Source organism: Synechococcus sp. PCC 7335 (assembly GCF_000155595.1).
GTDB lineage: Bacteria > Cyanobacteriota > Cyanobacteriia > Phormidesmidales > Phormidesmidaceae > Phormidesmis.
In genome coordinates, this window is record NZ_DS989909.1 from 1 (window position 1) to 12,112 (window position 12,112).

The 12,112-nt window shown below is 47.8% G+C and carries 12 protein-coding genes; 5 read left to right on the top strand and 7 right to left on the bottom strand.

Annotated elements, in window-relative coordinates; genetic code table 11:
* On the bottom strand, nt 1-301 hold a 301-nt coding region (locus tag S7335_RS25340), incomplete at its 3' end, for a helix-turn-helix transcriptional regulator (protein ID WP_038020448.1).
* Nucleotides 302-490: 189 nt separating this feature from the next.
* On the bottom strand, nt 491-1,057 hold the full coding sequence (locus tag S7335_RS25345; protein ID WP_006458950.1) for a recombinase family protein: 567 nt from the start codon (nt 1,055-1,057) through the stop codon (nt 491-493).
* A gap of 279 nt (nt 1,058-1,336) precedes the next feature.
* Between S7335_RS25345 and S7335_RS25355 the strand changes: the two genes are divergently transcribed.
* On the top strand, nt 1,337-2,230 hold the full coding sequence (locus S7335_RS25355; protein ID WP_006458949.1) for a hypothetical protein: 894 nt from the start codon (nt 1,337-1,339) through the stop codon (nt 2,228-2,230).
* 176 nt (nt 2,231-2,406) lie between these two features.
* Here the strand turns inward: S7335_RS25355 and S7335_RS25360 are convergent, their stop codons facing one another.
* The 4 genes from S7335_RS25360 to S7335_RS25375 form a co-directional block, all read right to left on the bottom strand.
* The gene (locus S7335_RS25360; protein WP_006458957.1) at nt 2,407-3,984 is read right to left on the bottom strand and encodes a caspase family protein; all 1,578 of its coding nucleotides are present in this window, start codon (nt 3,982-3,984) and stop codon (nt 2,407-2,409) included.
* A gap of 154 nt (nt 3,985-4,138) precedes the next feature.
* Nucleotides 4,139-5,221: a transposase gene (locus tag S7335_RS25365; RefSeq protein WP_038019365.1), complete on the bottom strand. Its 1,083-nt coding sequence runs from the start codon at nt 5,219-5,221 to the stop codon at nt 4,139-4,141.
* A gap of 278 nt (nt 5,222-5,499) precedes the next feature.
* Nucleotides 5,500-6,918 (bottom strand): caspase family protein, encoded by a 1,419-nt coding sequence (locus tag S7335_RS26505; protein WP_198011504.1) that lies wholly within the window; start codon nt 6,916-6,918, stop codon nt 5,500-5,502.
* A gap of 34 nt (nt 6,919-6,952) precedes the next feature.
* On the bottom strand, nt 6,953-7,525 hold the full coding sequence (locus tag S7335_RS25375) for a hypothetical protein (protein ID WP_157620787.1): 573 nt from the start codon (nt 7,523-7,525) through the stop codon (nt 6,953-6,955).
* A gap of 122 nt (nt 7,526-7,647) precedes the next feature.
* On the opposite strand from S7335_RS25375, the gene S7335_RS25380 reads away from it, so the two are divergent.
* A complete protein-coding gene (locus tag S7335_RS25380; RefSeq protein WP_006458983.1) occupies nt 7,648-8,442 on the top strand; it encodes a hypothetical protein in 795 nt (264 codons plus the stop codon).
* A gap of 125 nt (nt 8,443-8,567) precedes the next feature.
* Here S7335_RS25380 and mobQ read toward each other — a convergent pair whose 3' ends face one another.
* Nucleotides 8,568-9,812, bottom strand: a complete 1,245-nt coding sequence (mobQ, locus tag S7335_RS29120) for a MobQ family relaxase (protein WP_006458965.1) — start codon at nt 9,810-9,812, stop codon at nt 8,568-8,570.
* Nucleotides 9,813-10,155: 343 nt separating this feature from the next.
* On the opposite strand from mobQ, the gene S7335_RS27190 reads away from it, so the two are divergent.
* From S7335_RS27190 to S7335_RS25400, 3 genes are read left to right on the top strand one after another with little or no spacing between them, the layout of a single operon-like run.
* Nucleotides 10,156-10,560: a hypothetical protein gene (locus S7335_RS27190; protein ID WP_006458958.1), complete on the top strand. Its 405-nt coding sequence runs from the start codon at nt 10,156-10,158 to the stop codon at nt 10,558-10,560.
* A 12-nt stretch (nt 10,561-10,572) separates the two neighbouring features.
* Nucleotides 10,573-11,283, top strand: a complete 711-nt coding sequence (locus tag S7335_RS25395) for a hypothetical protein (protein ID WP_006458975.1) — start codon at nt 10,573-10,575, stop codon at nt 11,281-11,283.
* Complete coding sequence (locus tag S7335_RS25400; RefSeq protein ID WP_038020454.1) at nt 11,276-11,995, top strand: DUF6753 family protein; 720 nt, start codon at nt 11,276-11,278, stop codon at nt 11,993-11,995. The genes S7335_RS25395 and S7335_RS25400 overlap by 8 nt, the downstream gene beginning before the upstream one ends.
* Nucleotides 11,996-12,112: the final 117 nt, after the last annotated feature.

Sequence of the window (12,112 nt, forward strand, 5' to 3'; positions counted from 1 at the left end):
TTTTGAGCAACTTGATGACGTTGATGGCCTTGTCTGTGAACCGCTCAAAACCGAAGTCTAAACCGAAGAAATCTTTGACGCGCTCAACTAATGCCTGCATAGAATTCTTTGCCTCGTAGATAAAAACATCTTCAATTGCAACATTGAACAAGCCAGACAACTTGAAGGCCATCTCCAAACTTGGGTCAAACTTACCTGACTCAAACCCGTTTACCGCTTGGCGACTCACACCTAACTCTCTAGCGAGATCAGCCTGAGAGCGTCGATGGAGCTTACGGAGTTCCTTCAACCGATTTTTCATAAGTAGACTTGCGCACTGTCAAGTATTACTTTACATTTTACAAACCCAAACGTCAAGTCTTACTTGACAATTGAATTCTAACGAGTGGCCATCAGTAGATGTAGTAGAAGTTGTTAGCAAGGAAGTTTTTCCTATGAAAAGCATCTTCGAGAAGGGCGAAAGACCAGAGAGCTTCACGAAGATGCAAAGCTATTTTCGTGGGAGTAAGGGAGCGATCAGTCGATAGTAGGTAGAACGGCTACATCCAACTTGCTCACAAATCTCATTGATCGTTAGCTCGCCTGCCTCAGCCAGTGCGATCGCCACCTTCACCTGGCTCTTATCCAGCGCCTTCGGACGACCACCCATCCGGCCACGCGCACGAGCCGCAGCCAAACCTGCCATCGTCCGTTCTCGTATCAGATTCCGCTCATACTCTGCCATCGCACCGATGACCGAAAACACCATCTTCCCCGACGCGGTGGAGGTGTCGAAGCCATCCTGAATACTGGCAAAGTTCACACCTCGCTCTTTCAAGCCTTCAACGATGCTCAGCAGATCGCGCAACGAACGACCCAGCCGATCCAACTTCCAAATCACAAGTGTGTCTTTCTTGCGAATGTGATCGAGCGCTTTATCGAGTCCGGGACGTTCAGCCTTCGCACCGCTCACCCCGCGATCACTAAAAATCTTCTTGCAACCAACCTCTTCTAAAGCATCGATTTGCAGGTCTAGATTTTGGTCAGCAGTCGAAACTCTGGCATAGCCAATCTTCATTGTCGCAAAACTCGCAAAGCGCCCTCATTTTTGGTACTTTGATTATGACACAACTTTTGGAACGCAAATATGGCCTTAAAAGTCGCTTTTTGGCCGTTCTGTCAGATAGTTCCAAAAACGGTGGTTTATACGACAGATCTTGAAAAAGTAGGCAAAGTCAATAGCTTGGGGATTCCAGTCTGCGATCAGCTATATTTAGGTGGCAAGTTTTCCTCTAATAAATCGCTAGCCCTATCTATAAGACATGCGTGAGGGCTTTAGAATCAGTAAGATTTAGTCATGACCCTGTGTATTACATACAAATTACAATCTCCTAATGACAAGCTCCCTAGAGCAATCTGCTACACAGATTCTCGAATTACGACTACTGGAGCTAAGACTAAACAAACTGAGGTAGGAGGATTTCTTCCATCACACACAGAAATCAAACATCAAACTGATAAAGGTATTAAAATTCAGATCGTTTCCGCCTTAACAGGTAGTGGTGAGCATTGTCGTGACTTCGTCTTTTCCATTGCTGGAGCTGTTTCTCTCGGGATACAAAGCCTAATTCACTTAGATTCAGTTTTCACAACGTTCTACGAAGATTGTGATTTTGAACAGTACATAGAGAAAGCTAAGGCTACACTTCATACATTTTGGCAAGATGCATGGGATAAAGATATTGAATACTTAATGACAGCAACAGATGATAATAACGAAATAAGGATATTTCATGTCAAGGGAACAAAATCGGATTTAGTCTTCGAAGATCTTCAGCAGGAAGATGAATTACTTCTCGGCGTAATTGGAGATAACGCTGAGGAAGCCCGCGCAACGATTCGTCAAGAAATTAGCTCTCTCATGTATGCAGGCATGGCGATACATTCGGCGTTAGACTTAGCTTGCGTACGTATGATGCGACGTGCCATTGAAAACCAAAATCAAAAATTTATTGGTGGAAATATGCAAGCCTGCCTTTTGGTAGACAAAGGCGCTAACCATATGGTCTTAGATGATGGTCAAAACTTACTGTTTCGAGGCGTTAGGTACTCAAGAGAATGGTGTAAGTATCCAAGAATCCTAAATACGTTAACAGAGCGTCCTGGATTTCTAGTTTCAACTATCAACCAAGATATGTACGACCCCCAGAAAAATATCCAAGAGATTATGGAGAACATTAAACCTTATTGAAAGCGACAGGTTGCTGACGATGGGTGAAGAGCGTTGATGTACCTTAAACTCTAAGACCCTTTGAGAAAGTTATTCTGAGACATCAAAATAGACATATTTTTCTTATGTCTAGCAAGGCATACATTTCTAGACTTCGTACAGTTTGGTTTCTCTCGATCGTTAACTTCTAGTAAACCTTACAAATTGCATCTTTCTACAGCAGACGAGAAGATAAACCATCCAGACGAGCTGAAAGAAGAAGAACCACCAACACGTCGAAAAAGTGAACCGCCAGCACCAGAGTCAAAATACATAGAGTGAGGGAAATGTCCGACAGGGGCTGCGTACGAAAATATCAAATCAGTAGAGTCGAAGTGCATAGCATCGAAAGGATCCAAGATTCCATCTGCACCTACGCCTGGAAAATCTTCAACCCAGCCTACCTTCTCTCGATAATCTGCTATGGCGATTCTATCGTATGCTCTTGTACCACCGACTTCTTGATAAAGTCGATACTGAGACTTGATACCAAATCGTCCGTCGCTATAGAAAGACCAGAGACTATCAATGATTCGCAAATCTTCACATGCTTGCTCTAAAAAGTAGTCGCTTACGTATCCACCTTCAGCAAGCAAGAGCGTTGTCAATGTATCTGCTTCTAGCAAGTTTCCAGCGGCCAAGGCATCTCTGAGAGGCTGATAACTAACACCTCTCACGCTAGAAAGTTGAATAGGCTGTGATGTACCGGGTCGATTTATAAATGGGCTATGTGGCCTAAGTCCCGTCGCGTTCTCTGATGAGATAGTTCCTGAACTAGGTTGAGACTGTTGTGGCACCACGACGACTGAGTTCTCATCCATCGCTGTTTCCTGCTGCTGGGCCGAACTGATTATATCTTCAGATGGATTGAGGGAGAATGAACCTACAAGAGTTTCTGTATACCAGGGGCGTTGTTTTCCATCTGTCTCTCTGATAACATCTGTTCTAACTCTCCTGAACATAGCAGCGATGTCCTCACCCTCGTTCAGAATATGCCTTAAAAGACTAGCTGTGTATGGAGAATTTCGACCCTTACCATCATCAGCAACATTTCCTGGCCCTGTAGAAAACGATAATATTGTACCCTCCGGAGGAATCTCAGAAGCCAATCCTCTTTCTACAGATCGGGAACGACTTCCAGAACGCCAGCGTCGATAGAATGGATTGTCCCGACAAGCGTCGACAATTATTAAATTGACCTGAGATTCTGACTCTTCCATAGCATCTAAAACTCTTCCAAGCGCAAGGGCTTCATAGCGTACATCACTCTGACGAGTCAAGCTTGCGCCGAGAGGTATCAGATAGTTCTCTCCTTCGGCCTGAGCCCCATGACCAGCGTAATAAAAGGCTCCAATGCTTCCCTGCTGTAGCTGCTGATAAAAACCTTCTAGAGCATTCTCCATACTTCTTAAGTCTTGATCTAGAAGTAATGTAACCTCGAAACCCAAAGTGCGTAATGCTGCTGCGATATCGGTAGCATCGTTGACTGGATTATCTAGAGGATCTTCTATGTAGTTAGCATTACCAACTACCAAAGCAACACGGGACTGTCTCTGCTGAGCTAATAATTGAGTCGCAAAGCTATTAATTAAACTAGAAGACGAGATGGTCAGAGCCGTAGGGGATCCGTCCTGTCTCGCAGACCTAGTAGCTTTTGCCTCTGTATAGGTAGGGCTAACTAGTACAGTGAAAGCCAAACTAAAAGAGAGCTTTGCAGTAGTAGACAATTTCATCATAAGAATGCTGTAAGAGATATCATGTCTCTCTGTAGGTCCATTCAGTCGTGTTGTGACTATTCTAGGAAATGCTAAAGATTTTTCAGATAAGAAGAGCCACTACTAAGTTCCTTTGAGACTTAAACACAGGTATGCCTGATTGGCTGACAAAAGTTTAATCAGGAACAAACTTAACGGTAATCACGCTGAAATCGAGCAAGCGCCCGGACTTCTTGTTGTGTTGTGGCCTAGAAGCCATCGCCGGTTGCGGATCAATGTGAGAGGTAAAACAAGCCTGTTTAATCACCTGCCAACCGTTGAGCAGAGCCGCCTTAGTCCACTCCAATCCGATGCGAAAGTAGCTGTTGCCTCTATCCCAGTGTGTGTCAATCCATCGCCTACGGCCTGATTGCACAACCGCTACGCCTTGAGCCGTGACGTAAAGCGTGGCTACTGCCAGAATAAACCATAAGCGAGAGAGGTCAGTGAGGCCTCGAATCTCAGAGCGTTGTAGATTCCAACCGGCGGACTGGTCGTCTAAAAATCCTTCCTCGATATCGAAGCGCAAGGCATATTCCATAAAGGTTTGCGGGCTAGTGGGCTGGTCGCTGACGACGGCCCAAAGTTCACCATTGATGTTGTTGCGCCCGATGATGACATGCACTGGGCCGTACTGTTCGTGACGATGGAGTCTGATGTGGTGGAAACATAGTGCCCGACCTCGTTCTAGGTGAAACGATTTAGGTTGACACCAGCCGGAACCGGGTCGCCAAATCCAGGTGTCACTTTTGATACGGATGCGGTAGTGCCAGCCGAGTTGTTTTATCAGCGTCATCGCACGGGTATGCACAAAGCCTCGGTCGGCCAACAGAATCATGTTTGCGTTTGAAGGCAAGTATTGCGTAGACTGCCTGAGCAGTTCTTCATAGGCTTCAAACGCAACAGAGGCACTGTTGTGTTCTAGAACTCGCCAAGCCAGAGGAATGGAGCGGCCTCGATACACCACGGCTAGCCGAATTAAGCAGTACTGCTCCCAAAACAGCGAGGTGTCTAAACAAAGATAAAGGCACTCGGCTTCCCAGGTCGCCAAGGCCGCTTGAATCAGCGGTTTGTACAATCGGTGGATGTTGATGCGGCTATTGCCTAACCAGCGACGCACCCGTCTTTGTTTACTCTGGGCGTAGAGACCGCGACAGGGCAAGTAGGTTGTCCACTTTGTCAGGCTGACGCTGCCGGTTTGAATCAGCGCAAACACCATCCAACAGCAGGTCGTTAGATGCGATAGATGTGCCCAGGGGCAATCTTGACCCAGCCAGGCTTTCAAGGCATCGTAGAGGCGGGAGTTTTTTTCACAGCGTTCCTTTGGTTTTGAGTTGCATCTAAATCTTAGAACGCTGGCTCCCCCTCGCAACCTTTGCGGCTCTCAAGTCCCTGTATGACAGCGATTCAACCTGGCTATTGCATCTTTTGTCAGCCAATCAGCAGGTATGCATAGAGATAGCGAACAATTTTAAGGCTGTGATCCGTTGTTGTATCCTACCTCGATCGACACGCATGGTACCAGGACTCGCGTTCACGAACATCGGGGTATGCTTCTATCGCAGCTGCTTCGTCACTTATAAAAATTGATAGGTAGTTTGGGGTCGTACCTTGAGGTCGAGTCAGACTCAGCAAATTTAAGGAGAAGCTCTGTTCTGTTGTAGACTGAGCGAGCAAGGTGTACAGTTCTCTAGCCGCTGAGTCCTCGTACGGCTCATAGCGAATTTCTGACCAAGAGCATATTCCTAGCTCCCTTGCCTTACCCAACGAATACGGTTTAATCTCTACAGATTCGAGACCAGAGGCAAGTAAGTTTTCTTGTATAGATAAAGCTCGTCTTCGTAGATCTGGTCTACTAGAAGAGAAAAATATGTCGATGTTGTAGCCGATTAGTGAACTGATACGTGAGTTCACAGGAAGTGGCTGAGTTTGTGGCAGGGAAGAAGTAGGTGCCGTTGATAGGGAGGAGCTTGAGGATGTAGAGGTAGGCTCCTCACGAGAAAGGGTAGAAGGTTCTGGTAATGTATCACTATTCAACACTGGGTTTAGTGAGAAGAAGCCAACTAGCGACTCCTGATACCAAGGAATTTGTTTTCTTTCTGTTTCTTGTAAAACGTCAGCACGAACTGACCTTAGAACAGTGCTTATGTCAACGCCTTCTCTATCTATATGCTGTAGCAGGCTTGCTGTATACGGAGAATTTCGTCCTACACCATCAGAAGCGACATTACCAGGACTTGTTGCAAAAGAAATTACTGTTCCCTCTGGCGGAACCTGTGCCGCTAGTCCTCTTGATGAAGATAGATTGCGATCGCGCGGTCGCCAGCGTCGGTAAAAGGGATTGTCTCGACAAGCATCGATTAGAATGAGATTGACTCGTGACTCTGACTCCTCCATCACATTCAAGACTTTTCCCAGGGCCAAAGCGTCATAGCGTACGTCATTTTGACTAGCCAAACGTGCGTTTAGAGGGATTAAGTAGTTTTCTCCATTCACTTGAACACCATGACCAGCATAGTAGAAAGCTCCAATGCTTCCTTCTCGCAGCTGTCGGCTGAAGATTTCCAAAGCATCTTCCATATCTTTTAAGTCTTTATTCAGCAGCAGAGTAACCTCAAATCCTAACGCACGCAACGCTTCTGCTATGTCCGTAGCATCGTTTACCGGATTAGCCAAAAAATCGTCTGCATAGTTGGCATTACCAATCACTAACGCAACGCGAGACTGCGTCTGCTGCGCTAATAGTCGGGTCACGGTGGAGCTATCCATCAGATCATGTACTGAGCTATTCACAGGCTCAAAAGTACTACTTTGTTCAGATGCTATGGTAGCCTCAGCCGCCGGAATAGACAGAGTGGTCAAGATAGTGGCTAACAAACTTGAGTACATTCTTCTACTGATAAAAGAATTATTCATATTCAAACTAAATTATGTCTGTCTCAACAAGTCATTATCTTCTTAAAGACTTAACTCTAATGTGCATATTCTCTGGGTCTGATGGCTTAGATACTATACGAACCAGCGCATAGACTAGCTCAGAGTTCCTAGTCAATCGAGCAAGTTCGCTAGCTGTCAACACCCCTTGCAAATCGAGAGTAGCCAAACTCGAAGTCCCATTCCAGGTTAGAGCGGTAGTTGGTACGTCTTCCAAAGGTATGGACAACCCGCGAATCGTATAAGCCTCTCTATCTCCATCAAGATTACGAATCCAGGCTGTACCATACAGGTCAACCCGACTCACTTGAGAGCGTGGTATATCTATCGACTGTCCGCCAGCGGCTAAGACTAAGCTCTCCGAGCTAATCGAGGCTAGGTTACCTGTATAAGACCCTCCCGTAGACATCGTAACCTTTGCAGACTCAGGTAAAACTACCTGTAGTTTGGTAGAGGTTTGTATGAGGTCGTTTTCTTTTCCTTGTCTGCTATCAAAGTCGGATATCGCGTAGTCCTCTGCGCTGACTCCGTACATTGGGACGATTATAGCGGCGGTCAAAACTATTAATCGGTGAAGCAGTTTTCTCATGTAAGGGCGGCTTGAGCGCATAAAACCGACTTCTATATGATAGACAAACACTACAAAGCATTTTCCGATAGTTTTCATCAAACTATTAAGAATGCTTGCTATAGAAGAGGTGATTAAACTTTGTGTCTGACGATACTTCTCCTACCCCTAGCACCGGATTTTCTCCATTTAGTAAGCTACTAAGTGTGCTAGGACTTCTAGCGATAGCTCTCTACTTCACTGGATGGGTCTACCGTTGGGCTTACTTCAGTTTTTTTGAAATCAACCTCACATCTTTTGATCTGCCTCGCGAGTCATTCTTCTTAGCTGCTTTCCAGGTTTTCTTCGGGCATCCCTTCGCAATCATTAGAGCTGCTGTAGTGATTATCGCCTCTATCATGGTTGGGATTGCTGTTATATGGCTGCGTCAACGACTCGCATCTCAACTTCCCCGTAGAGCTGCTCGTTTGGTACGGCTGATTCCAACAGCTCCATCCAGTTTTTTGACAGCTATAGTTGACGAGATCATCATTGCCTTAGTGTGCTTATCAGCTCTTTTCTGGTTAGCTCAGTGGCAGGCCAATGCTGATGCTTGGAAAGATGCTGTCAACGAAACCTCCTCTTTACCGATAGTCACTGTAGTGTTCGACAGGGAATCGGCGGTCTTGGGTCGTCGATTAGATGACCCGTTCACCAACCCAGAAGGTATAAGACTAATTGGTGATGCAAATTTGTACAATCGGCTTCTAGGTCAGGAATTAACTAATACTGAAGATCCCAATCAGCCTAGGGTATGGCGGTTACTACTGAGTAAAAGCGGTGCTCTGTACATTTTCCCTGCACTTCCTAGCAAAGATAGATTTCTTCGTCTCCCAGTTCTAATCGTTCAGTCGAGTAATAGTAAGCTCACCATCTTAAGCCCTGACGTCTCAGAATAGGGAAACGATGCGTATCAACACAGAAAAATCAAGACCTTATACACAGCAGTAAGGACTCTCCCTACTATGGATGTTTACCCTACATCTTCTCTATACATAAACTGCTGTCAAGAATAATTTCTCGGTTATGGTTCCATACCTCGAGCTTGCTTCTTCTGCCGCCGTCTTGTACGCTCCTGACACCCAATTGACTTTGTCTTCTTCTCAGCTGACGGTGCTGTCGTTCGCTCTTCCTCTAATTGAGTTTGGCGTACCTGGCCATCTGTCGGACGCTGAATTTCTTCTAGCTGAGCTAGCAACTCGTCTATCTTTGTACTGACTTCCTCTGCCGTTACTGGTGGTGTGTCTGTCGTCGCAGGAACTTTCTCTATCGCTGCGGCTAGTTCTTCAATCGTTGGCAAACTTTCTGAAAATACTTCCTCTCTATGCCTAACGGGTACCTCACCGAGGCGACGGACAAGATCTAGATCAATAATCGGTACTAATGATTCATCTGACTGCTGACTATCTTCTACTGAAAATGACTCATCAGATGAGGTATGAGTTAGCTGCGCTGCTTCGATTTTTGACTCGCTCGGAAAGACAAGTTCGGGCAAGACATACGGCTCAGACGTAACCTGCTCTGCTTCGATCTCTACCTGTAGCTTTTCATGTTGCGCTCCTCGCCGTTCGATGTCGCGGTTCACCTTGCTAATGCGTCGTGACTCATCACCGACTCGCGTACGTACGCCTCGCGCTTCCATCTCTAGTACCTTCGCGCCCAGATGTATCTGCGGCTCTCTTTCTACGCCCTGTTCTTTCAAACTGCGGTGGTCGATTCTCTCTGTATGGCCTGCTCGCTCTAGCGCCTGGTTAGCATACTCGGCCCAGCGCTCTCGATAGTCCTTTATCGCGTCTCGTCGGTTCCATTCGCGTTTCTTTTTACCAAAGCCATCCTCATTCACTGAGCGCATCGTCAGCATGATATGCACGTGCGGGTTGTGACTGTCGAAGTCGTGATAGCCGATGTCCGCTATCATCCCTTGCCCGGTGAATTCACCTCGCACATACTCACGGGTCAGCGCTTGCTTTTGCTCATGGGTGAGTTCGGCGGGTAAGGCTATCATCACCTCTCTCGATAGCTGGGCGTCCTTTCTCTTTTCGACTCGCTCGACTTCATTCCATAGCGTCATCCGGTTGGCCAGTCGCTCCGGTGCTCCTTCGGGTAACAGGATCTCACTGTCATAGATATCGCTTTTGCCTGTGTAGTCATGCACTCTTCCTGTCCGCTCGTCTTTAACTTCTTCTCCTGAGCGATAGGCAGCCGCAGCCGTCGCGCTTCGCCCAGCGCTGCGACCGATTACCTGCATTCGCATACTGTAGATGGCCATAATCTGCGGGTGCGTCTTCCCCAAGGGGCCTAGGGGCCTCGCCCCAGCGCACGCATCACAACGTGATGTATAAGTGCGCCCTTCTGTTCTGGGAGAACTACGGGATGGTCGCTGACTGGGACAACCTAGGAGCTGTTCTCCCAGAACGGGCCGTGCTTGCACGGGCAGGGTCAGAAGATGAAGGGAACCGGCGGAGCGGGTCATCTCCTGATGACCATTTCAGGATATCTGGACTTACTTAGTACGAATGTTTCTTTTTCTAAAGTGACTGTTTCTCCTGCTCTGGTTCGTCGTTACGCTGAGTTGTGATTTATGTCACTGCTTTGCTTTTAGGATACGGATGATGACAACTAAGCTTGAACGCTTGCTGGAGAAGGAGGCGCAACTCAAGGCCCAGATTCAGCAGGCCAAGGCGGCTGAACGCACCCTAGAAAAGAAAAGAGATACTCGCCGTAAGATTCTCGTCGGCGCGGCGGTCATGGCTCGGGTCGAGAACGGTAAGTGGCCTAAAGAAGATTTGCTGTCGATGATGGATGGCTTTTTGTCTCGTCCGAATGAACGGGAGCTGTTTGGGCTGGCGGTAGATGAGAAAGATGCTGCTGTGAATGGCGCAGCGTCTTCTCAGAAGAAGGCAGTTGCAGGCAGTAAGGCTACTGCTAGTCAGAAGGCGGTGAAGAAGAAGAGGACGGTTAAGCCTTTGCCTGAGCCGAACACTGATGACGATATCGACAATCCTTATGGTCTGTAGGGTTGAGTAGCAATGTCTGATATCCACTTCATCAATGGTGAAAAGGGCGGCGTCGGTAAGTCGTTTGTTTGCCGAACGGCGATTGCCTATCACCTCAAGCATCAGCTCGACTTCGTTGCCTTTGAGACCGATAGAACTAATGCCGATGTGCTGCGTATCTATGGTGAGATGGCGGGCGTTAGACAGGCGATCTTTTCTGAAGGTGAGGAGTTCGATGCGGCGGCGAATGCCATCTTCAATACGGCGCTCTCTGGTCAGCGGGTACTGGTCAACTTACCGGCGCATGTGCTGCCTGCACTTTCGCTGTGGTTCGAGGATAACGAGATCTTCGAGATGGCCGATGAGGGCGGTGTGACTCTCTACAACTGGTTTGTCTCTGACGGTGAGCTAGATTCGCTCTTACTGTTTGAGAAGACGTTGGATAACTTTGAGGACAACCTCAACCATGTCTTTGTGGCTAACCGAGGCAAGACCAAGAAGTGGGAGCTGCTGACGAAGAACAAGCCGCTGATGGATCGGATGCATCAGTTGGGGGTGACGGTGATTCGGTTTCCTAAGTTCATTGGCAGTGATGACTGCAAGCGTATTAGTCAGCTCTCGCTACCGTTTGAGGCGGTCGCTGAGCATCAGGCGTTCGATGCTTTCGGGCGCAAGCACGTCAGGTCTTTTCTGAGGAAGGCGTTTGCTCAGTTCGATGAATCGGGGGTCTTCGACGATGAGTAAACGCAATGGCGCTTCGTCTCGTCAGTCGCGCTCGTATGAGGAGCTGCTTAGGGATGACCCCGATAAGATTACGCTACTTGACCGGGCGCTTGAGGGGGCGAGCGATCAGCAAAAGGCTCGGGTCAGAGGCGTGCTGCGTCGGCTAGAGATTGAGGACGATGATGAGTTCTATATCATCATCACGGCGATCGGTTATCTGATGGTGCTCGTGGAGGATGCGCCTGAGAATTGGCGCGGTTTATTTGATGACTTTGAGGAGAAGTTGGACGCATGGTCTCAGCAGAACGTCAGAACGCTGGAGGCGATCTATCAGCAGGCGGACAACACCGACCGCATGGCCAAATGCTTTCGGCGGCTAGCAGACTCAACGACGCAATTGAGCAGCGAAACCAAAGCGTCGCTGACTCGCTTGACCAAGTTGAACGGCTCCTTGGACAGCTTGACGGGCAAGTTGAACCGGGCCGAGAGCCACAGCCAGCAGTTGGCTCAGATGTTGCAAAAGAGTCAGCTACAGCTAGAACGGTTGGAAAGGCGCGTGACTTGGACTTCGAGCTTTAGTTTGGCGGCGCTAGTGGTGCTGATTGTTGGGGGTGGTTTTAGCTATCTACGATTGGCGCATACGTCGGAACGCGCTCAGTGGCTTTTGGAAAAGGCGAATCGAGCTGAGTGCTTGTCTGGCATCAAGCCATCAAGCGATTCGCAGTGTCAGTAGGACAGTGCGGTCTAGGTAGATGTCGGAGAGGCGAATCGCAAAGAGCGTGTCATCGGGATTAAGCCATCTGATGATCCGCAGGGCCGACAGCACCGGTAGTCAAAAGATCAGCCTCAA

Coding starts and splice junctions, on each gene's coding strand:
- S7335_RS25355 (WP_006458949.1), top strand. CDS start 1,337: ATGACCCTGTGTATTACATACAAATTACAATCTCCTAATGACAAGCTC.
- S7335_RS25365 (WP_038019365.1), bottom strand. CDS start 5,221: ATGGTGTTTGCGCTGATTCAAACCGGCAGCGTCAGCCTGACAAAGTGG.
- S7335_RS25375 (WP_157620787.1), bottom strand. CDS start 7,525: ATGAGAAAACTGCTTCACCGATTAATAGTTTTGACCGCCGCTATAATC.
- S7335_RS25400 (WP_038020454.1), top strand. CDS start 11,276: ATGAGTAAACGCAATGGCGCTTCGTCTCGTCAGTCGCGCTCGTATGAG.
- S7335_RS25345 (WP_006458950.1), bottom strand. CDS start 1,057: ATGAAGATTGGCTATGCCAGAGTTTCGACTGCTGACCAAAATCTAGAC.
- S7335_RS26505 (WP_198011504.1), bottom strand. CDS start 6,918: ATGAATAATTCTTTTATCAGTAGAAGAATGTACTCAAGTTTGTTAGCC.
- S7335_RS25360 (WP_006458957.1), bottom strand. CDS start 3,984: ATGATGAAATTGTCTACTACTGCAAAGCTCTCTTTTAGTTTGGCTTTC.
- mobQ (WP_006458965.1), bottom strand. CDS start 9,812: ATGGCCATCTACAGTATGCGAATGCAGGTAATCGGTCGCAGCGCTGGG.
- S7335_RS25395 (WP_006458975.1), top strand. CDS start 10,573: ATGTCTGATATCCACTTCATCAATGGTGAAAAGGGCGGCGTCGGTAAG.
- S7335_RS27190 (WP_006458958.1), top strand. CDS start 10,156: ATGACAACTAAGCTTGAACGCTTGCTGGAGAAGGAGGCGCAACTCAAG.